The sequence below is a fragment of the Giesbergeria giesbergeri genome (genome assembly GCF_054779375.1).
This window is the reverse complement of record NZ_BAAGYJ010000009.1, coordinates 26,890-48,268: the sequence shown is the minus strand read 5'-3', so window position 1 is coordinate 48,268 and position 21,379 is coordinate 26,890. Positions and strand designations below refer to the sequence as shown.

The 21,379-nt window shown below is 58.8% G+C and carries 15 protein-coding genes; 4 read left to right on the top strand and 11 right to left on the bottom strand.

Annotation, left to right across the window (positions count from 1 at the left end; translation table 11 throughout):
• The 8 genes from ACYVB2_RS12960 to hemC are packed head-to-tail and all read right to left on the bottom strand — an operon-like array spanning position 1 to position 12,841.
• A complete protein-coding gene (locus tag ACYVB2_RS12960) occupies positions 1 to 1,341 on the bottom strand; it encodes a diguanylate cyclase (RefSeq protein ID WP_382433663.1) in 1,341 nt (446 codons plus the stop codon).
• Complete coding sequence (locus ACYVB2_RS12955; protein WP_382433665.1) at positions 1,314 to 4,364, bottom strand: ATP-binding protein; 3,051 nt, start codon at positions 4,362 to 4,364, stop codon at positions 1,314 to 1,316. Before ACYVB2_RS12955 ends, ACYVB2_RS12960 begins: the two co-directional genes overlap by 28 nt.
• A 16-nt stretch (positions 4,365 to 4,380) precedes the next feature.
• Complete coding sequence (locus ACYVB2_RS12950) at positions 4,381 to 5,379, bottom strand: substrate-binding domain-containing protein (protein ID WP_382433667.1); 999 nt, start codon at positions 5,377 to 5,379, stop codon at positions 4,381 to 4,383.
• 40 nt (positions 5,380 to 5,419) lie between these two features.
• The gene (locus tag ACYVB2_RS12945; protein ID WP_460536853.1) at positions 5,420 to 8,617 is read right to left on the bottom strand and encodes a PAS domain S-box protein; all 3,198 of its coding nucleotides are present in this window, start codon (positions 8,615 to 8,617) and stop codon (positions 5,420 to 5,422) included.
• A 29-nt stretch (positions 8,618 to 8,646) separates the two neighbouring features.
• The gene (locus tag ACYVB2_RS12940) at positions 8,647 to 9,924 is read right to left on the bottom strand and encodes a heme biosynthesis HemY N-terminal domain-containing protein (RefSeq protein ID WP_460536848.1); all 1,278 of its coding nucleotides are present in this window, start codon (positions 9,922 to 9,924) and stop codon (positions 8,647 to 8,649) included.
• A 20-nt stretch (positions 9,925 to 9,944) separates the two neighbouring features.
• Positions 9,945 to 11,060, bottom strand: a complete 1,116-nt coding sequence (locus ACYVB2_RS12935) for a uroporphyrinogen-III C-methyltransferase (protein WP_382433669.1) — start codon at positions 11,058 to 11,060, stop codon at positions 9,945 to 9,947.
• Entirely contained in the window at positions 11,057 to 11,869 is an 813-nt protein-coding gene (locus ACYVB2_RS12930; RefSeq protein ID WP_382433671.1) for a uroporphyrinogen-III synthase, read from the bottom strand. Before ACYVB2_RS12930 ends, ACYVB2_RS12935 begins: the two co-directional genes overlap by 4 nt.
• Before the next feature lie 45 nt (positions 11,870 to 11,914).
• The gene (gene hemC, locus ACYVB2_RS12925; protein ID WP_382433673.1) at positions 11,915 to 12,841 is read right to left on the bottom strand and encodes a hydroxymethylbilane synthase; all 927 of its coding nucleotides are present in this window, start codon (positions 12,839 to 12,841) and stop codon (positions 11,915 to 11,917) included.
• Positions 12,842 to 12,969: 128 nt separating this feature from the next.
• Here hemC and ppc point away from each other — a divergent pair, with 128 nt between their 5' ends.
• Positions 12,970 to 15,816 carry a phosphoenolpyruvate carboxylase gene (gene ppc / locus ACYVB2_RS12920; RefSeq protein WP_382433675.1) on the top strand — a complete coding sequence of 949 codons (2,847 nt, stop codon included), beginning with the start codon at positions 12,970 to 12,972 and terminating at the stop codon, positions 15,814 to 15,816.
• A gap of 65 nt (positions 15,817 to 15,881) precedes the next feature.
• On the opposite strand, the gene ACYVB2_RS12915 is transcribed toward ppc, so the two are convergent.
• Complete coding sequence (locus tag ACYVB2_RS12915) at positions 15,882 to 17,714, bottom strand: TRAP transporter large permease (RefSeq protein WP_382433677.1); 1,833 nt, start codon at positions 17,712 to 17,714, stop codon at positions 15,882 to 15,884.
• Positions 17,715 to 17,725: 11 nt separating this feature from the next.
• The gene (locus ACYVB2_RS12910) at positions 17,726 to 18,328 is read right to left on the bottom strand and encodes a TRAP transporter small permease subunit (protein WP_382433679.1); all 603 of its coding nucleotides are present in this window, start codon (positions 18,326 to 18,328) and stop codon (positions 17,726 to 17,728) included.
• Positions 18,329 to 18,580: 252 nt separating this feature from the next.
• On the opposite strand from ACYVB2_RS12910, the gene scpB reads away from it, so the two are divergent.
• The 3 genes from scpB (at position 18,581) to ACYVB2_RS12895 (ending at position 20,102) form a co-directional block, all read left to right on the top strand.
• Entirely contained in the window at positions 18,581 to 19,396 is an 816-nt protein-coding gene (scpB, locus tag ACYVB2_RS12905; protein WP_382433681.1) for a methylmalonyl-CoA decarboxylase, read from the top strand.
• Positions 19,397 to 19,507: 111 nt separating this feature from the next.
• The gene (locus tag ACYVB2_RS12900) at positions 19,508 to 19,645 is read left to right on the top strand and encodes a hypothetical protein (RefSeq protein ID WP_382433683.1); all 138 of its coding nucleotides are present in this window, start codon (positions 19,508 to 19,510) and stop codon (positions 19,643 to 19,645) included.
• Positions 19,635 to 20,102, top strand: coding sequence for a bacteriohemerythrin (locus ACYVB2_RS12895; protein ID WP_382433685.1), 468 nt, complete (start codon positions 19,635 to 19,637; stop codon positions 20,100 to 20,102). Before ACYVB2_RS12900 ends, ACYVB2_RS12895 begins: the two co-directional genes overlap by 11 nt.
• On the opposite strand, the gene ACYVB2_RS12890 is transcribed toward ACYVB2_RS12895, so the two are convergent.
• Positions 20,073 to 21,365 (bottom strand): hypothetical protein, encoded by a 1,293-nt coding sequence (locus ACYVB2_RS12890; RefSeq protein ID WP_382433687.1) that lies wholly within the window; start codon positions 21,363 to 21,365, stop codon positions 20,073 to 20,075. The genes ACYVB2_RS12895 and ACYVB2_RS12890 overlap by 30 nt on opposite strands.
• Between the last annotated feature and the right edge of the window lie 14 nt (positions 21,366 to 21,379).

The following is a 21,379-nucleotide window of genomic DNA, read 5'->3' as shown; positions in this document are numbered from 1 at the left end:
CTATGCAGAGCTCATGGTGGCGTCAAACAGTACCACCCGGTCGCGGCCCCGTTCTTTGGCTTGGTACATCGCGGCATCGGCATGGCGTGACAGTTCCATTTGCGTTTGGCCGTGTTCTGGGTAGAGGGCCACACCGATGCATGAAGAAATGGACAGGGTTTTGTCATCGATCAGCATGGGTTCGTTCAGGGCGACACGGATTTTTTCTGCCACCATCAGGGCATCGGCGGGAGTGTTGAGATTGAGCAGCAGCACCACAAACTCATCGCCCCCTACGCGGCTGACCGTATCGGATTCGCGCACACAGGCTTGCATGCGCCGTGCCACTTCTTGCAACACCACATCGCCAACAGCATGGCCCCAGGTGTCGTTGATGGGTTTGAACTTGTCCAGATCGATGAACAGCAAAGCCAGTGGGCGGTCATGGCGTTTGGCCAGAGCCAAGCCGCGCTCGGCGCGATCCAAAAACAGACTGCGGTTGGGCAGATTGGTCAGAATGTCGTAGTGGGCCAGATGGTCGAGTTTTTGCTGGGCATGTTTGCGTTCTGTGATGTCGAGTTTGATGGCGACATAGTGTTGGCGCTGGCCTTCAGCATCGACCACTGGAGCGATGTGGGTTTCTTCCACATAGGTGTCACCGGCTTTGGTGCGGTTGATGATTTCTCCGACCCAGCATTGCCCTTGGGAGAGTTGTATCCACAGATCTCGGTAGATGGTGGGGTCGGTCAGGCCCGACTTCAGCATAGAGGGCTTGCGGCCATGAACCTCATCAAAGGTATAGCCCGTGAGCTGGGTGAAGTAGGGGTTGACGTACTCGATATGGCCATCCAAGTCGGTCACCATCACCGTGAGTGGACTTTGCTCAATGGCCGTTGAGAGTACCAACAACCGGCTTTGCGCCGCCTTGATTTGGGCCAGCGAGTCTTGCAGTTGCTGGTTGAGCTCGGCCAGGGCTGCACGTTGCTGCGCCCGCTCTAGATGGGCCGAGACCCTGGCCTTGACTACCTGTGGATTGATGGGCTTGTGGATGAAGTCCACCGCCCCTGCCTCGATACCCCGTGTTTCGCTGTCGGCATCGATGCGGGCCGTGACGAAGATCACGGGCACCTCGCGGGTGTTGGGGTCGCGTTGCAGTATTTCCAGCACTTCGTAGCCGTTCATGTCTGGCATCATCACGTCGAGCAAAATCAGGTCGGGCCGATGCTCGGCCACCTGCGTCAAACCTTCTGGCCCAGACAGTGCAAAACCGATTTCGCAGATGTCGGCCAGCGTTTCACCCAGGACTTCGATGTTTTCAGGTTGATCGTCCACAATCAGGACTTGGGCGCGTGGGCTGGGCATGGCGGTGTCTCTTGTATCTGGGGTGTTGCCAGTGGTGAATGGCTGGGCAGGTGGGATGCAAACACCCACAAGGCCTCTAGTGCAGGTTTGAATTGCAAGCGCCGCACGGCTATGCTGACAGGCGCAAAGGCCGGGGCCAGTGTAGTGTTTTGTAACAGCAGTTCGATGTCTTCGGTCATGCGTTTGGCCGCCAGCCGGTTGGCGCTGAGCAGTGGCTCCAGTTGCGCTATGCGTTGTTGTAGCAGAGCGTAGTCCAAAGGCGGGGCCACAGGCAGTTGTCTGGCAACGCAGGTGGTTTCGTCTGGTGCGGTGTGGGTGATGGGCGCAATCCAGTGCAACAAGGTGTCTCGCAACTGTTCTGCGGCCCAGGGGGGATCAAGCTGTGCCACTATGCCTGTGGTCAGGTTCTGTGGGGTGGCTGGGGGGTGGCTGGCCTGTGCTGCCAGTGCAATGATGGGCGGGCATTGTGCGCCCAGTGTGGTGTACAGCTGTTGGGTAAGGCAGAACCCATCCATGCCAGGCAGGCGCAAATCCACCACAATGGCTGCCAGTGGGCTGTGTTGTGCGGTGGCAATGGCATCGGTGGGGTTGCCTGCGGTACTCACGCTCATCCCCATGTGCGTCAACATGTCCTGGATGTCGGCACAGGGCGCATCTGGGGGGCTGACCACCAGCACTTGTTTGTGGTGTAACGGTGCTGTCTGCAATGTCCAGGTTGCTTGGGCCAGGGCATCGGCAGTGTGGGGCAGGGCCTCTTCGCTGGCCCGTGCCAGGGTCACCTCAAAGCGGAAGGTGCTGCCTTGGCCGGCGTGGCTTTGCACTTGTACGTTGCCATGCATCAAATGGGCGAGTTGTTGCACGATGGACAGGCCCAACCCCGTGCCGCCGTATTTGCGTGTGATGGAGCTGTCGGCCTGGGTGAAGGCAGCAAACAACCGCGCTACCTGCTCTGGCGTCATGCCAATGCCGGTGTCGGATACGCTGCCCTGGAGCGTCACGGTATGGTCAGTTTCTGTGTGCAACGTGAGTTGCACTTGCACGCTGCCCCGTTCGGTAAATTTGATGGCATTGCCCACCAAGTTGATGAGAATCTGCCCCAAACGCAAGGCATCGCCCACAAGGTAGCGTGGCAGACGTGGGTCAAGCACCATTTGCCAGTTCAGGTGCTTCTCGTCGAGTTGGTGGGCAAACATATCACTGACCTGTTGCAGTACGCCTGCCAGTTCAAACGGCAGCTGCTCCAGTTCTAGTCGCCCGGCCTCAATTTTGGAGTAGTCCAAAATGTCATTGAGCAGTTGCAACAAGGCTCGTGCTGAGTTGTGTACCTTGCCCAGGTAGTCGCGCTGACGGGGTGTCAGTGTGGAGTCGAGCACCAGCGCCGTCATGCCGATGATGGCGTTCATCGGCGTACGAATTTCGTGGCTCATATTGGCCAGAAAATTGCTCTTGGCATGGTTGGCCGCCTCGGCGGCCTCCTGCATTTGTTTGATGTGGGAGATGTCTACCCTAAAGCCTACGGTATAGCCTGCCGGGGTTTTGCGATCCACAATGCGCAGCCAGCGTCCGTCTTGCAGCTTTTGTTCTATCACCCCTTGGCCGCTGTGGTGGATGTTCATGCGGTGGCGAATCCATGCCTCTTGTTGCTCTGGCGGTGCATGCAAGAGTTCGGCATATTGCCCAGCCTCTATGCGGGCGCGCAGCAGTGCCTCAAAGGTTTTGCCTTGGGGGTTGATGTGTTGATTGCCGGGGATGAGGGAGCGGTATTTGTCGTTGCAAAAGACCAAACGGTCGTGGTGGTCGAACAGTACAAAGGCTTCGTCAATGGCCTCAATGGCGGTGCGCAGGGTTTGTGCATTGTCTAGCACTTCCTGTTGTGTGCGGCGCAGTGCATCAGCGGCATCGCGTTGGTCTTGGATGGTTTGCAAATAGGCATTGAAGCCTGAGACCAGGTCGGCAATCTCATCGCGTACCGCAGGCAGGGGCAAAGGGGTGTGTGTGGCCTCTGGGGTTTGGCTCAGCCGCTGGAAGCTTTGCGCCACGGCCCGCAGGGGCATGACCACTTGCCGTGCATGGTGGCGCACCAACAGCGCCATCACAGTCAGGCACACCAGCAACAACGACAGCGCCAACAGGGCCAGACGCATCTCTTGGGAGGTTTGCTGTTTTACCGGGGTGGTGAGCAGTAGATACCCCCCAATTTTGGGTAGTGGCATGGACGACAGCAATACTTTTTGTCCATCCAGCACCAGGCGTTGATCAGTCGGGTTTTGGTGCAGCAGGCGCAGCAAGCCGGGGGCTGCAGGTTGACCAAAGTGGTTGCGCTCGGGGTGGTGTATGAAGCGGCCATCCCGATCTACAGCCATCAGGCGGATTTGGTGAGGGTCTTGGCCCCGGTAACTTTGAAAGATGGCATCGTTGAGGCTGATGACCAGCACACCAACCACCGAGTGCACATGGGCTTTTTCGTTGTAATGGCTGATGGGCCGGATCAGCGTATAGACCTTGTTGGAGGTCAGTCCCAAATTGGCACCATCGTCCATGCCACGCCAGTAGGTGCTTTGCCCAGAAACTTGGGCTTCTTGCACCAAGCGCCGAACGGTTTGCGCTGGCACGTCGTGGGTGTCTAGCGTGGAGCCAACATGAAAGTGCTGACCATGCAGCGACAGCACATCCAACGACACCAACCCCCGCGCCCGCAAAAAGTGGTTCAGGATATAACCAATCTGTGCTTGGGTGTTGAGCCGGTCGTAGGTTTTTCCGGCAGAGCGATCTACCTCGTACAAGGCTTTGGCAATGGCCTCATTGCCAGCAATATTGGCCGCCAAGTCCTCTATTTGTTCGGTATAGAGGGTCAGAAACTGCTGCACTTCAGACAGCGTGCGGTGGTTGTTGGCTGTGGTTTGTTCAATGACGATGCTGCGGGCCATGTAGAACGCACTGCTGCCAAACAGTAACAGCGGCACAAGAGCGGTCAGCAGCAGATAGACCACCAGCCGGGTGGTGATGTTGGTATTCCAGCGCACGGCCATCCCTACCAAATTAGTGCAGAGTAGAGGCCGTGACCAATCGGGCGTCGATGAGTGTCATCAGCGGCACGGTTTCACCTTGGAGCAGGCGCTGCGCCAGCACCACGCCCTGAAAGCCTTGTTCGGCGGCCTGTTGGTCGACGGTGACGCTCATCTGGCCTTTGCGAATGGCTGCCACTGCCTCGTCAATGGCGTCGTAGCCTCCTACCTTGACGTCGGTGCGTCCTTGCTCTTGCAGGTACTGTATGGCTCCCAGCGCCATCATGTCATTGGCGGCATACACCAACTGCACTTTGGGATGGCGGGTCATGAGCTCTTGTGTGACGCTATAGCCCTCGTCAATTTTCCAGTGTGCTGTCTCGCTGGCCACCAGCTGCACTGCTGGGTTGTCGGCCAGGGCGCGTTCGGCGCCACGCTGGCGTTGGCGGGCATTGTCGGCACTGCGAATACCCTCCAACACAATGGCTTGGGTGTCGGGGGCTGCATGAAGGGCCAGCGCCTGTGCAGCAGCATAGGCGCCTTTTTCGTTATCCACACTTAAAAACGGAACAGGTGCCAGACCTGCCTGTTGCACCGTCTGTGGGTCTAGCCGGTTGTCTACATTGACCAGCTTGATGCCTGCATCGGCGGCCTTTTTGAGCACTGGCACTAGGCGCTGCGAGTCGCCGGGGGCGATGATGATGGCATGGACGCCTGCACCGATCAGGTCGTCGATGATCTGAATTTGTTGCTCAATAGAGGTTTCTTGGGCGGCCACCTTGACTTGGAGTTGCACACCCAATTGGCGTTCGGCACGGCGCGCACCCCGTTCCATGGCAATGAAGAAGGGGTTGGTCAGTGTTTTCATCACCAACGCTACCGTTTTTTGTTCTGTAGCCGTTGGGGCCGGGGCAGAGACGCTGGGCGTTGAGGCGGTGGTGACGCTGTTGAGTTGCAGTTCGTTGGCATCTTTGCAGCCCAACAGACCAAGTGCCAGCAAGATCACAGAAAAAAATTGCAAAAGGGTGGTCAAGATCAGGATCTCCGTTGTACGGGCAGGGTGCTGTGCACCATTATTGTTTTTCTTCGGGGGGCAGGCTGGCTATCCAGTGGTGTAAGGCGTTGAGCGCCTCTTTGAACTGAAGTCGGCGGGTCGGCCCCATGACGGCTGCAAAGCTATCGGCCCAGGGGGTGGGTTGCAGCAGGGTTTCGATTTGTTCACCCACGCGCTTGGCGGCCAAGCGGTTGTGGATCAGCAGGGGTTCGAGTTCGGCCAGCAAAACATCGAGTTGGAGGCGCGTGTGGTGCGCGACGCTGGCCTGCTGTGGTGGCGTGGGCGCTGGCGCTGCCGTAGTCAACCGTGGTGCCACGCAGGCAGCCGTGACGGGGGCATGCGGGGACTCTGTGGTGGTGACACACTGGAGCCTGAGCGCAAAGCGAAAGGTGCTGCCTTGGCCGGGGCTGCTGTGTACCGTGATTTGGCCGTGCATGAGTTGCACCAGACGTTGCACAATCGACAGCCCCAACCCGGTGCCACCGTATCGGCGGGTGATGGAGCCATCGGCCTGTGTGAAAGCACAGAACAGGCGTGCAATTTGCTCGGGGGTCATGCCGATGCCCGTGTCACGGACTTCGCCGCACAGCATCAGGGTGTCGTTCTGCTGCTCTTGCACGGTCAGGGACAGGGTGATGCCACCTTGCTCTGTGAATTTGATGGCGTTGTCCAGCAGGTTGGTGAGTATTTGGCCTAGGCGCAAGGCATCGCCGAGCAGGTGGGTGGGCAGTGCAGGGTCTAGCAGAACCTGCCAGCCTAGGTGCTTGGCCTCTAGGCGATGTGCAAACATGTCTTGCACCTTGCCCACCACTGTGGCCAGTGCAAAAGGCTGTTGCTCCAGTTGCAGTTTGCCCGCTTCCATTTTGGAGTAGTCGAGGATGTCGTTGAGCAGCTGCAGTAGGGCTTGTGCTGAGGCGTGGGCCTTGCCTAAGTGGTCGCGTTGGCGCGGGGTCAATTCTGAGTTCAGTACCAAGGCGGTCATGCCCAGCACGGCATTCATGGGGGTGCGAATTTCGTGACTCATGTTGGCCAGAAAATCACTTTTGGCCTGATTGGCTGCATCGGCAGCGTCTTTGGCCGCACGCAGGCTTTGGGCGTATTCTTTCTCGGTGGTGATGTCACGCACCACCCCCAGCAGGCCCAGGGGTTGGCCCTTGCTGTCGCGCTCCAGCATCCAACGGGCCTCGTAATGGCGGTAGCTGTGATCTGCCTGCTGCACACGAAAACTGCCTCCGCCAGAGGCACCTGTCTGGCGACTGTGTTCCATCCGAGCGTCGAGTTTGGCACTGTCGTCGGCAGCCACCCATCGATGCCAATCACGGCGGCGGATGCCTTGAAGTGGTACTTCTGGAGCCAGCCGATACCATTGGTGCAACCGTTCATCCCCGTCAATCTGGTCGTTGGCAAAACACCAGCTCCAGATGGTCAAGTCGGCAATGTCGGTGGCCATTTTGAGCCGTGCCAGGGCATTGGATACCAGTTGTTCATTGGCCCGGCGTTCAGAGATGTCGGCCACGATAGTCAAGTAGCCGCTGGCAGCTCCATGCTCATCTTTGAGCACCGAGACTGATCGCGAACCTACAAAATGGCTGCCGTCTTTGCGCACATAGATGATCTCGTCTTGGACGGGCTGGTGATCATCGCGGCCCGCAAACAGAGTGACAAAGTCGGCTTGTTGGTTTTGTGGGTCGTGAAACAGGGTGGGACGCTGCCGACCCACCACCTCTTTGGCCCGGTAGCCAAGCATCTGCTCTGCAGTGCGGTTGAACAGTGTCAGCACTCCAGCAGGGTCGGTAGCCAAGATGCCATAGGCAGCATGGTTGAGGATGGCCGTTTGTAGCTTGAGCACTTCGTGGACGATTTTCTCGGCCTGTTGGCGGGCGCTCAGGTCTTCTAGCGCCAAAATGGCCTGACGTTGGCCGTCAACTTCAATCACGGCCGCAGTGATTTGCACCGGAATTGGGTTGCCACAGTGGTGCAGCAGCAAAACTTCCCGCTCCAACAGTGGAGACAGTGCAGGACTAGCGGTTTGCAGCAAGCGTTGTGCCAGTTGCGTTTGCACATCGTGCATAGATGGTGGTAGCAAATAGATGCTGTGCAGGCCGACCAGTTCTTCGGGGGTGTAGCCCAACAGTGCGCAGGCGGCTTGGTTGGCGCGCAGCACGGTGCTTTGCCGGTCTACCACCAGCATGGCGATGGGCGAGGCTTGCAGCACTTGGGCTGCACTTTGCTCGCTGCGCCGCTGACCATGCTGCTGGGCCATGCGGTATAGGCGGTGGGCACCCAGCAATGTGAGCAACACCATCAGGCCACTAAAACCCAGCAACAGGTAAGTGTTTGGCCCCCAAGCCGCCATCCAGTGCTCACGCGCTTTGCCAACTATGACAAAGAGAGGGTAGTTATCAAGCCGTTGGTAGGCATAAAAGCGTGTGATGCTGTCCAGTGGAGAGGTATCCAAGTAACTGCCGCTGTGGGGGGCTGTAGCCAAGTGTTCGTGTAACTTGGGTGAGACTGGGCTGGACTGCTCTGGGCGGTGGTGGGTGTCTGGCGTGGCAGGGTATTGGGCGATCTGGGTCAGCGATTGGGCGGTGCGCAGAGCCACCATCCCAGCGGGGCCGATGGGGGTCTGGCTCAAAATATGGTCGAGCGAGGCAATCGCAAAAGTGGCATAGACCATGCCTGCAAAATCACCGCCGGGCTGTTCTAGCCGCCTGGCCAGCACCAGTATCCAACGGCCACCCAGCCGATCTTGCAGTGGCCCTTCTATGACCAGACCTGCATGGCCTGGCGTAACTGTTGCGCTGCGCACCGATTGGAAGTAGGGTCTATCGGCCAAGTCGAGTGGCTGGAGTTCACCCGTGCCGTAACGCAGCACGCCTTGGGGGTCGGTAATGCGCAAACTGTACAGATGTGGCAACAGCGTCAGTTGCTGTTGCATGGCCGCGTTGAAGCGTGCTGGATGGAAGGTGCCTGTGTGCTGTTGTTCGGTGTAGTGATAGGCAATTGACTGCAGGGCCGTGTCGGTCTGATCGAAAATGGATTCGATATGGTGGGCCAGCAGATGGGTGGTTTCCTGCGTCTGGGTGACGTGGCGTTCTTGCTGGCGCTGGGTTTCTTGCCACAGTGCCATAGCAGTGAGCACCACGATCAGAATGCCAATCACGCTGGCCCCAGTCAGGTAGGGCAACCAGTCGCGCGAGGAGGGAGGTGGGCGCATGGACGGCATAGGGGGGCCAGCGCCACTGGTTATTCGGCTTGGGCTGCCTGTTTCCAGGCTGTGGTGGCGGCTGGGGTGTCACCACGCCGTTCTGCCAGAGCCGCTAAGTGCAACCAAGCCCGCCGACGCAGCCCCGTATCGGGCAATTGCTGGCTGCATGGGGTCAGCAATTGCTGGGCTTTGCCCCACAATTGACGCTGTAGGCAAGCTACGCCAGCCAAGTATTGCAGGCGGGCATGTTGTGGCTGCGCTTGGGCAGCGGACTCAATGCGCGCTAGCCAGGGAGCATCTATTTCATGCAGACTGGCTTCTAGGGTGCAGACCAGTTTGAGGGCCAGGGTATCACTCAGAGTGCCCGGATATTCTTGCAGCAGCGGCCATACAGGCAGTAGCCAGTGGCGCACTTGGGCAGGGTCTCCCCCCAAAGCACTCAGGCGCTGGGCGGCATGGATGGCCAACTCGGGCATGGCGCGTTCGTGGGTTTCGAGCGATTGCCAAACTTGCTGCAATTGGATGTGGTCGTGTGCGCTGTCTATCAGTTCGGTGGCTAGCCCACGCACAATGCTTTGGGCTGCAGTTGCAGAGAACGCACGGTGCTTGCCCAAGAGGCGGGCGGTTTCTAGGGCATCTTGGGTCTGGTGGGCATGGCGTGCGGCCTTGAGCCGAATGCGCAACGCCAACGTGCGGCGTGCTGCTCCTTGGGGCAAGGCTCCTAACCAGTCTAAGGCGCTGCGGGCATCGTGGTCTTCTAAGGCCCAGCGGGCTGCCCGCAGTTGTATGCCCTCGCGCAGCACCTGCGCATGGGCAGTGCCGTGGGCGGGGGCTTGCTCCATGGCCTGTTGCACATGTTGTTCACGGTGCTTGCGGTCTTGCAGTGCCTGGGAGTCTTCGGCCGCAATCAGATGGGCCAAGGCCCGCAGTTGATGTGCGTGGGGGATGGCCTCACCTGCTTGGGTGAGGGCGGCCTCCTGTGCCAGTGCCAGCAGGGCTGCTTTGCGTGAGCGCAAGAATCGCCCTGCCATGAATTGGGCTAAGGCATCCAGCAGGGCTGCGTGCATGGCCCGTTCTTTTTGTTGCAGGCGCCAGCGTTGGGCTTCGCGTGGCAGGGCCAGCAAAGCCGCTAGCCCACGCAGAGCCGCATAGATGGTGGCAAAACCCAGTACCAGTAGCAGCAACACTAGATTCAGTGACAAATCTAGTCGGTAAGGGGGCCAGAACAGGGTGATGGTGCCTTGGTTGTTGCCTGCGAACAGTGCCGAGGCCACAGCAACAGCAAAAAGGGCCAAAAGCCAGAGGGCGGCACGCATAGGCGGGTGCTTTCTGGGCCTTAACGGCCTGCTGCCGCACTGCCCAGGGCGGCAAAGGTTTCGTCTAGACGGGGGAGCTCGGTATTTTTCATGTGGGTCTGCACCTGTTGCAGCACTGTGGCCGCATTCTGGGTGCGCCGCGAGGCGGGATCGAAGTATTTATTGATGGCGGCACTGGCGGTGGCCAAGTCGGAGCGGGCCGACTCAGATTGTCGTGCCAGTATCCCCAAACGGGCATTGAGCAGTTTGAGTTTGAGGTTTTCACGCAGGAAAAAGGCTTCTTCTGGCGCCAATAAGATGGCCTCGGGCTGGTCTATGCGGCTGACACGAACCAAGCTGCGCACTTCGTCCCACACGACCTCCCAGCCATGCAGCAGGGTGGTTTGCCACCACGGTTGGTCGGCGGTAGGGGCTGTGCTGCTGTGATGGGCTTGGGCGTTGGCTTTGGCTTGCAGGCGGCGCGTGGCTGCTGCCTGCGCCACCGCATTTTGCAGTGGCAGGTCGTCCACTTGGCGTACCAAGTCGTCTAGACGGGCCAGCAGACCGGCGGTGTCGGCGACATGGGCGGTGCTCAGGCGCTCCAGATCGCGGCCCATGGCCCGTAGCAAGGGTTGCAGGCGCGGTTGTGCCGCCCGCTCTATGCGCTGCTGTGCGCTTTTGAGCCCAGCCACCAGAGGTTCCAGATGGCCGGTGAACTGGGCCTGTTGCTGGGCCAGCCGCAAGGCCGCTTCAATATCGACCACCAGCGTTTCATCGCGTGAGCGTGAGACGCTGCGCATCAGCTCTTCTAGCTGACCGCGTTGCAAAGCTACCTCGTTGAGGCGGGTTTCGGCCACAGTCAGTCGGGTGGCGTTGTCGTTGGCTTGTTCTTGTGCCTCGCGGGCCAAGGTGCGGGCTTCTACGGCTTGGGTGCCAGCATCGGCACTTTGACGGGCCAGCTGTTCTTGGATGGTGTGGAGCTTTTGCCACAGCAAGGTGCTGCTGGTCAGGCCCACTGCCGCCAGGGTGGCTACGACAGCCAAGCTGTAACTCCACAGCTTGCCTGCACCGCCGGGCGCAGCCTCTGGTGCTACAGAGGCCGTTGTCGGCGGCACCGGGGTTGCAGCAGACAGGTCGGGAGAAGGCGCAGAGCTCATGGCATGGATTCTATCGAGACTGCTACATCCTTGAGTGCGGGGCGGCATTGACGCACTGTGCCAAAGCCGATGGCCTGTGCTGCTGCCGCAATGCGAGGGTGTGTGGTCAGGGCCAATGCCTGCTGCCAAGACTGTGTGGGTAGCTGCGCTTGCAGATGGGCGATGGCTTGTGAACTGCTAAACAGCCAAAGTGAGCCATCATGGGCGGCCTGTACGGCCAGTGCTTTTTCGTCGGGTGTGAGATGCGGGGCGGTACGTTGGTAGGCAACCACTGTGTGAACCAGAGCGTCTGCCTGTTGTAATTGGTGGGTTAACCAATCTCGCCCAGAGCCTTCTGTGGGGGCGTTAGAGGCTGTGGCGTTGCTGCCGCGCACAATCAAGACCCGACAGCCCGGCCGGATCTGTGTGTGTACCTGTTGCCAGAGGGCTTCGGAATCGAACTGTGGGGCATCGTTGGCGGGTTGGTCGATGCACGAAGGCGCCATACCCAGTGCCTCTAATGTGCTGGCGGTGCCGGGGCCGGGTGCCCACACTCTGGGTGCATGGCCTGTAGCCACCAAACAGGCCAGGGTTTGAACCGCAGCAGGCGTCCAGAAGTACCGGGCGGCTTGTCCACTGACCACCATTACCGCATCGTACTGTGCCAATTGCTGTCGCGCAGTGTGCAGCCTGTCCACCAGTTCGGTATCTTGGGGGGCCGTGATTTGAATCAGGGGCAAAGACTGCGCTGGCAGCCCACGCAATTGCAATGCAGCGACCCACTGCGCCGCTTCGTGCGCAGGGCGGGTAATGACGATCCGTGGTGGCATGGCAGGCGCACAAAGGGAGTGGGGTGGGTGTGCTGTGGTTGCTTCTTAGCTGCCCGCACCGCCAGCCCGTAGCTGTGCCGCTACGGCCTGTCCTAGCGCATCGGCATCGGCCAAAGTGGTGACGGTGGCACAGGCACTGGCGCGTACCAGTGCCTGTTGTTGTTCTGGGTCTCCCCAAGCAGCATCCAGTTGCAATTGGTCATGGTGCAACACGGCGTGGGCCGCCAGTGGCATGGAGCAACTGCCCCCCAGACAACGGCTTACGGCTCGCTCGGCTGTCACGCGCAGCCAGGTGGGCTGGTGTGCTAGGGGAGCCAAAGCATCGATCAAGTCTTGGCGGTCGCTGCGCACCTCAATGCCCAAGGCACCTTGGCCTGCGGCGGGCAACATCTCGGAGGGGGTGAAGATTTTGCGGAGGCGTTCATGCAGGTTGAGACGCTTGAGCCCGGCAGCGGCCAGCACGATGGCATCGTATTGGCCCTCGTCGAGTTTGCGCAGCCGAGTGTCCAGGTTGCCCCGCAGCGGCTGAATGTGCAAGTCGGGGCGCAGGGCGTGCAAGAGCACCTGACGGCGCAGGCTGGAGGTGCCCACCACCGCACCGGCGGGTAAATCTTGCAAGCTGGCATAGTGGGGGGAAACAAAGGCATCGTGGGCGTCTTCGCGTTCCATCACGCAGGCCAAGGCAAAGCCCTCGGGCAGCTCCATGGGCACGTCTTTGAGTGAATGGACGGCAATATCAGCCCGCCCATCGTGCAGAGCGGTTTCTAGTTCCTTGACGAACAACCCCTTGCCCCCCACTTTGCTCAGGCTGCGATCCAAAATTTGGTCACCCAAGGTGGTCATGCCCAGCAAGGAGACCGCATGGCCGCGCGCTTGCAGCAGCTGCTGTACATGTTCGGCTTGCCATAACGCCAGGCGGCTTTCGCGTGTGGCAATGACGATGGAGGGTAAGGAGGGGGCTTGGGAAGTCATCGCGGCAGGCGGAGCAAAAAGAGGGCGAACCTAGGAGAAAAACCGGCTGTATGGCACATGGTTAGCCAAGCGCGGGATGCTAGCATGGCTCCAGTTTTAAAACCATTGAGCCAGGAGACTCAACCAAAATGACTTCGTCCGTTCGTAAGACAGAAGCCCCACCGGCGCGTAAAACCGACAAAGACGCGCCCCTGATCCAGGATATCCGCCTGTTAGGGCGCATTCTGGGTGATGTGATCCGTGAGCAAGAAGGCGTAGACGCTTTTGAGCTGATTGAGCAGGTGCGCAAACTCTCGGTGGCTTTTCGCCGGGATGCCGACCACGACGCCGACAAGGCGCTTAAAAAGTTGCTCAAGGGTTTGAGTGGCGACCAAACGGTGAGCGTGATCCGCGCCTTCACCTATTTTAGCCATTTAGCCAACTTGGCCGAAGACCGCCACCACATCCGCCGCCGCACCATTCGCGATCGTGCGGGTGATACGCAAGAGGGCAGCATTGCTGTGGCGTTGTCGCGCTTGCGTTGGGAGGGCATTGCACCCAGCACCATTGCCGAGGCACTGGCCAGCAGTTATGTGGCTCCGGTGCTCACCGCCCACCCCACCGAGGTGCAGCGCAAAAGCATTCTGGACGCCGAACGCGGCATTGCGCAGCTCTTGGGTGCCCGTGACGACATTGTGGAGCGCGCACAGCTCTACAACAGTGCCAAAGACGCCCTGACTCCACGCGCTTTGGCTGCCAACGAAGCCCAATTGCGCGCCCGGGTGGCCCAGTTGTGGCAAACCCGCTTGCTGCGCTACAGCAAATTGACCGTGGCCGACGAGATTGAAAATGCCCTGTCGTATTACGAGGCCACCTTTCTGCGCGAAATTCCACGCATCTATGCCGAGTTGGAAAGCGAACTGGGTGATCAGCACGTACACAGCTTTTTGCGCATGGGGCAATGGATTGGTGGTGACCGCGACGGCAACCCCAATGTCAGTGCCACCACGTTGGAGCAGGCGTTGCGCCGTCAGAGTGAAGTGGCCCTGCGCCACTACCTGACCGAGGTGCATTTGTTGGGCAGCGAGTTGTCCATGTCGGCCCGGCTGGTGGAACAAACGCCTGAGATGCAAGCCTTGGCCCAAAGCTCGCCCGATAGCAATGCCCACCGCCAAGATGAGCCTTATCGCCGCGCCCTCACAGGCATCTATGCGCGTCTGGCAGCAACCCTAGAGCAGTTGGCCGGTACCGAAGCGGCACGCCATGCCGTGGCACCGCAAAACCCCTATGGTGATGCGGCCGAATTTTTGGCCGAGTTGCGCACGATTGCCGCTTCACTCCAGGCACACCACGGTGCTGCTTTGGTGCCTGAACGTCTGAGCCCGTTGATACGGGCGGTAGAGGTGTTTGGCTTCCATCTGGCTACGGTGGATTTGCGTCAAAGCTCTGACCAGCACGAGCGGGTGATTGCCGAGTTATTGGCTGTGGCCCGTATTGAGCCAGACTATGCGGATTTGGGCGAGGCTGCCAAACGGGCTGTGCTGATGCGTCTATTGCAGGACGCACGTCCGTTGCGGGTGCAGGGCGTGCCGTATTCTGAACATACGCAAAGCGAGTTGGCGATTTTTGAGACAGCCTTGCAAATGCGCCGCCGCTATGGGGCCGAGGCCATCCGGCACTACATCATCAGCCATACAGAAACCGTGAGCGATTTGCTGGAAGTGCTGTTGTTGCAAAAAGAGGTGGGGCTGCTGCGTGGCACTTTGGGGCAGGCCTCTCCGGTATGGGGCCAAGCCCATTGCGACCTGATTGTGGTGCCGCTGTTTGAGACGATTGAAGACTTGCGCAACGCCCCCACCATCATGCGCGAGTTCTACCAACTCCCCGATGTAGCGGCCTTGGTGCGCCGCAGTGGTGCCGAGCAGGACATCATGCTTGGTTACTCCGACAGCAATAAAGACGGCGGCATCTTTACCAGCAACTGGGAGCTTTACCGGGCAGAAATCGCTTTGGTGGAGCTGTTTGACGAGCTGTCTGCGGGCAACACGCCCATCCGTTTGCGCATGTTCCACGGGCGTGGCGGCACGGTAGGTCGGGGCGGTGGCCCCAGCTACCAAGCGATTTTGGCGCAGCCCCCAGGCACCGTGCGCGGCCAGATTCGCCTGACAGAGCAAGGCGAAGTGATTGCCTCCAAATATGCCAACCCCGAAATTGGCCGCCGCAATTTGGAAACATTGGTGGCAGCCACTTTGGAGGCCACCTTGTTGCAGCCCACCAAGTCGGCCACGCCAGATTTTCTGGCGGCTGCGGCCCAGCTGTCACAGGCCAGCATGGACGCCTACCGCGCGCTGGTCTATGAGACCCCCGGTTTTACCGACTACTTCTTCAACTCCACGCCCATCCGCGAGATTGCCGAGCTCAATATCGGTTCGCGCCCGGCCTCGCGCAAGCCTTCACAAAAGATTGAGGATTTGCGGGCTATTCCTTGGGGCTTCAGTTGGGGCCAGTGCCGCCTGACGCTGCCAGGTTGGTATGGCTTTGGTGCGGCGGTAGACGCCTTTTTGCATGCCGAAGGCACCGACCCCAAGGCCCAGCTGGCGCTGTTGCGCAAGATGTACCGCCAGTGGCCGTTTTTTAGCACGCTGCTGTCGAACATGGACATGGTGTTGGCTAAAAGTGATTTGGCACTGGCCTCGCGCTACAGCGAGTTGGTAGACAACCCCCGCCTGCGCAAGAAGATTTTTAGCACCATTGAAACAGAATGGCACCGTACCGCCGAGGCACTGGCACGCATCACTGGCGAGAAGCAGCGCCTGGTCAATAACACGGCGTTGGCCCGCTCGATTCGCCACCGTTTCCCTTACATCGACCCGCTGCACCATCTGCAAGTAGAACTGGTGCGCCGCTGGCGTGAGGGGGAGGGTGATGAGCGCGTGCAGACGGGTATCCATATCTCGATCAACGGTATTGCAGCGGGTTTACGCAACACCGGTTAACGCCACAATCACCCGATAAAAAAAGCCCTGCAATGCAGGGCTTTTTGGTGTGCAGGCCAAGGAGATCAGGGCTTTTTGTCGGAGGGCACGCTCTCCTGCGCCGCCTTGAGCAGTTCGGCCTGGGCATCTGCATCGCTGGTGGCGGGCAGGTCAGGGGTTGACTCCGCCGGGGCTGAGGGGCTGGCCGGATCGGCGCTGTCGGTGCGGTTTTCTTCGTTGGCGAAGGGGTCGGAGCCAAACGGTGTGGCATCCGGCATTTCTGCCTCCATTTGCTGCTGGATTTTGTCCATGTCGTAAACCTGGGCCTTGTCCAGATTGCCCGACACAATGCCTGGGAAGGCGATGATCAATCCCACCATCACGATCTGGATCAGCACAAAGGGGACGGCACCCCAGTAAATCTGCATGGTCGTCACGGGCTGTACCAATTTTTTGGTCACCTTGTCGGTGTAGGCCGTGCTCGGGGCCACACTGCGCAAAAAGAACAAGGCAAAGCCAAAGGGGGGATGCATGAATGAAGTTTGCATGTTCACCGCCAGCAACACACCAAACCAGATCAGGTCAATCCCCAGCTTGTCGGCCACCGGGGCCAGCAATGGCACCACGATGAATGAAAGCTCAAAAAAGTCCAAGAAAAACGCCAAGAAGAAAATCATGACGTTGACCAGAATCAGAAAGCCTGTTTGTCCACCAGGCAAATTGCCCAGCAAATGCTCGACCCAGCGTGGGCCGTCCAGCCCCTGAAACACCAGCCCGAATACGGTGGAGCCGATCAGGATGAACACCACAAAGCACGAGAGTTTGGTGGTGGTGTTGAGTGCCTGTTGCAGCAACGACATATTCAGGCGGCCACGGGCCAGGGCCATGGCGAAGGCACCCAATGCACCCATGGCACCGCCCTCAGTGGGGGTGGCTACGCCCAAAAAGATCGTGCCCAATACCAAAAAGATCAGCAACAGTGGTGGAATGAGCACAAAAGTCACGCGCTCGGCCATGCGTGAGAGCAAGCCCAGACGCAATACCTTGTTGACCACTGCGATGACAAAAGCCAAGGCCACGCCAGCGCACATCGACACGACAATGGTTTCGTCCAAGGCCACCTGCTGCACGGCTTCGCCCTTCCACCAAGAGTGCACAGTCACCATGTTCTTGCCTAGATAGACACTCACCGCAGTGCACAGTGCCGTCAGTACCGTCAAAGAAGGCAGGCCGGTTTTGCCGCTGTCTTCTCGGATGGTGCGGGCTTCGGCGGGCAACGCTGGCACCCAATGGGGTTTGAAGACAGCCAAGGCGATCACAAACAGGGCATACAACCCAGTCAACATAAAGCCGGGCAGAAACGCGCCCTTGTACATATCGCCTACGCTGCGTCCGAGTTGGTCGGCCAGGATGATCAGTACCAGCGAGGGGGGAATGATCTGCGCTAGGGTGCCCGAGGCGGCAATGACGCCTGTGGCAATGCGCCGGTCGTAGCCGTAGCGCAGCATGATGGGCAGCGAGATCAAGCCCATCGAGATGACCGAGGCCGCAACCACCCCCGTGGTGGCAGCCAGCAGCGCCCCCACAAAAATCACGGCAAAGGCCAAGCCACCTCGGATGGGGCCAAAGAGCTGACCAATGGTGTCGAGCAGGTCTTCGGCCATGCCACTGCGCTCTAGGATCAGGCCCATTAGCGTAAAGAAGGGAATAGCCAGCAGCGTTTCGTTCTGCATGATGCCAAAGATGCGCAGTGGCAATGCCTGCAACAGCGCCTCTGGCAGTAAACCTAGCTCAATGCCGATGAAACCAAAAAACAGTCCGCAGGCACCCAAGCTGAAAGCCACTGGAAAGCCCAGCAGCAAAAAAATGATGAGGCCGCCGAACATGATCGGCGCAATGTTGTGGGTAATGAATTCCATGATAGGGACGCTCAGTGAGGCTGACTGGGTTGGGCTTCCGCTTGGCGGCGGATGGCTTCGGCCAGTTCTTCTTCTGGCGTTTTCTCGATCTTCTTCACGGTAGGGTCATCGATCAGGCCATGCAAGAAGGCCAAGCGTTTGATGAGTTCAGACCAACCTTGGAGCAACAGCAACACAAAGCCTGCTGGAATCAGTGCATACACCGGCCAGCGGATCAGGCCGCCAGCGTTTCCCGACATTTCATTGGACTGGTAGCCTTGTAGGAAAAACGGAACGCCATACCAGAGCACCACCAAACAGACCGGAGTCAAAAAGAAGGCGAAACCAAAAATATCAATCCAAATTTGTGCCCGCTTAGACAAGCGGCTGGCGATGACGTCTACCTTCACATGTTCGCCTTGTAGCAAGGTGTAGCCTGCTGTCAGCATGAAGGCGGCTGCAAACAAATACCATTGCACCTCCAGAAAAGCGTTGGAGCTGTAGTTGAATGCCTTGCGCACCACAGCGTTGGCGCCGCTGATGACGGTAGAGGCCAAAATGAGCCACAAGACGTATTTGCCAATCTGGCTGTTGAGCCGGTCGATGCCCTGGGACAATCTGAGTAAAGCGTGCATGTTCTCTCCGAGAAAACCCTGCGGTCACAAGAGGTGTTGAAAACGCCACAGGCCCGCAGGGGTACTGCGGGCCTGTGCAGGAGCATGCGCAATGGTGGCGCAAGGAGCGCGATTTTAAGATGCGGCAAAGCCAGCGGTCAGGCCGTGGTCATGGCAGCGACACAAGCGCAGCCGATAATGGCTGGGCCGCCCTGTCCCACAGTGAGCGGCGGTGGCAGGATTCCCCTGCGGCCCATAGGCACAGGATTTTTCATGCAAATACCAAGCCATACGACTGAAATGCAAGCACCCTCCCTCATTCTGACCGAGGTCAGCAATGGTATCGGCACCATCACATTGCACCACGAGGCCAAGCGCAACGCTTTGTCTGAGCACATGGTGCAGGAAATGATTCAGGCTTTTGACCAGTTCAAGCAGGCAGGGGTGCGTGTAGCCATTTTGCGTGCGCTGCCTGGCGTCAAGGTGTGGTCTGCGGGGCATGATGTGACGGAGTTGCCGGCTGGCGGGCATGATCCGTTGAGTTGGCAAGACTCGCTGCGCACGTTGATCCGGGAGGTGGAAATATTTCCTGGCCCTGTGGTGGCGTTGATCGAAGGTGGTGTGTGGGGTGGAGCTTGTGAGTTGGTGTTTGCTTGCGATATGGTGGTTGCTACCCCCGAAGCCACCTTTGCGGCCACCCCAGCCAAGTTGGGCGTACCCTACAACGTCACAGGCTTGCTGACCTTCTTGAATGTGGCCCCCCCGCATATTGCCAAAGAGATGTTGTTCACGGGGCGCCCCATGACTGCCGCACGCTTAGAGCGCCAAGGGGTGATCAATGGCGTGGTGCCTGCCGAGCATATTGGAGCCCATGTTTTTGAAATGGCCCGCACTATTGCGCAGAATGCTCCCTTGGCAGTGAGTGTGATGAAAGAGCAGTTGCGCATTTTGGCGGGTGCCAATGCAGTGTCACCAGGAGACTTTGAGCGTATTCAGAGTTTGCGTCGGGTGGTATACAACAGCCACGACTATGCCGAGGGTATACAGGCGTTCAAAGAAAAGCGTCTGCCCCATTACCACGGCGAATAAGCCCCTGATGCTGGCCTGTGCGGTGCGGGTCTACACGGAGGCAGGTTTTTTCATCAGGGTGTAAAAAAACGTTTTCATGATGAATCCCTATTTTTTATGGGGAAATTCGTCATGCAGCGTTCCATCATGGAAAAAATTCTGCGGTTTGCCTACAGCGCTAAGCCCAAGATTGTGATTTGTCTGGGTTTCTTGCTGGTGGCCCTGCTGGTGTACCAAGGGGAATTGGGGGTAGGCAGTTATGACCGATGAGCACCTTCTGCACTGGAGTCCGGCGCTGAGTGTGGGCAATGCCGATTTGGATGCACAGCACATCATCTTGCTGGAAATTGGCCGTGAGATGATCGAGTTGCTAGACCGTGGTGGCATGGCACAGCAGCGGCTGTGGTCGTTGTTGAACGACTTTTTTGTCATTTCCAGCCATCACGATGCGCTGGAAGAAAGCATTTTGTCTGACAACGGCTGCCCTAGCCTGTTGGAGCACCGGGCGGCCCATGCCCAATCCAGAGAGCATATTCATGCTGCTTTGTGCCAGGCAGCACAATTGTGCCTAGACCAAGCCCACCTGCGCCATGCACTGACAGATTGGATGAACCACCATCTCAGCGAGATGGATCTCAGAGTCAAACAGTTCTTGCACCACCCACGCCAGCCACAGGCCGTAGGGGTGCGTCCTGTGTTAATCCATGATATGGCATTCGCGTCGTAGCAATGCCAAGGCTTCTTGGCGTTGGCCGTGGTGGTCACCACACAGGGTGCGGTGGGATTCTTCGACAAAGCTTTGCCATAGCGTGCAGTAAGTGTCTTGGTGCGCAGCCGGGGCATGGCTGCGGATAAAGTCGATTGCTTGTGTGGGGTGCAAGCCGCGTTGTTGAATGGAGCGCAACAGGGCAACCGCTGCCTTTTCGGTCAGTAGGGTTTTGTCTGCAGGCACGTAACGTTTGGGCGCTCCTACCGAGAGATACAAAAATAGCGTGAGCAGGGCATGTTCATCCGATTGACCTTGTGTGACGCGTTGCCAAGTCTTGCTACCGCTGGTGGGTGCTGTGGCTGGATCGTGGCCGTGGGCTTCATCGTCTAGGCTGTGGTGATAGTGGTCGATTTCGGCCAGCGGATCTTCTTGCCAGAAATAGTGACCACTGAAGGCTGGGCTGCGCAGCAAGGTGCGCAAGTTCTGGCTGGTGTCACGCAGGCGTGGCAAGTCGGACAGTACGCTGGCGCGCACACGTTCTACTGCTGGACGCAGTGTTGCCGGAAACTGTGTTGGCAGAGTCAAGCTGATAGAGCCCGTCTTTTTGCGCAATGCGCCAATCAGAGCTTCAAAACCCACACTGTCGGGCCATTGCTGCGCTTGGGGGGTCAAGGTGTGCAGCAGCAGGGCGGTGCGAATCACGGCTTCGGCATCGGTGCCTGCTTCTTCCAGATCATCAGCGTGCAAGTCAAAACGGGCGGCCAACCACAACGCAGCGTCGATCAGTTGGCCGATGGGTTGGCGCACAGCCAACTCGGCCTGGTACTGGGCATGGCTTTGCAGGCTCCACTTGGCCAGTTGCGGTATCTGGGCCTCGGTAAAGCCCTCGCGGTCGTGCATGGCAAAGTGGGTGTTTTGCGGCATAGAGATGAGTTTTTTCAGCATCTCGGAGCCCCCTTTGGAGCGCGACAGCAGGCTGTGGTCGCGCAGAGACTGCGCCGCCAGATGGAGGTCGCCACCACAGCTTTCCAGCAGGTACAGGCTGACCAAATTGACGATGCGCAGTCGGGCCTGCTCCAGATCGGGGCGCAGGTTTTCGTTGCCAAAGTAGCGGGCAATCTGCACCATGCCTTTGGGGGCTTCAGTGCAGATGGCGTCTAGTTTGGCAGCACTCAGCAGGCCGTGCTGTACGCCATACACCAGCGCCTTTTCAAAGAACGGGCGGGCATCGTGCAGCGAAAGCGCCGAAGCGGCAGGAGAAAGAAGGGCCGAAGCAGACATAGACGCGGTTGCTT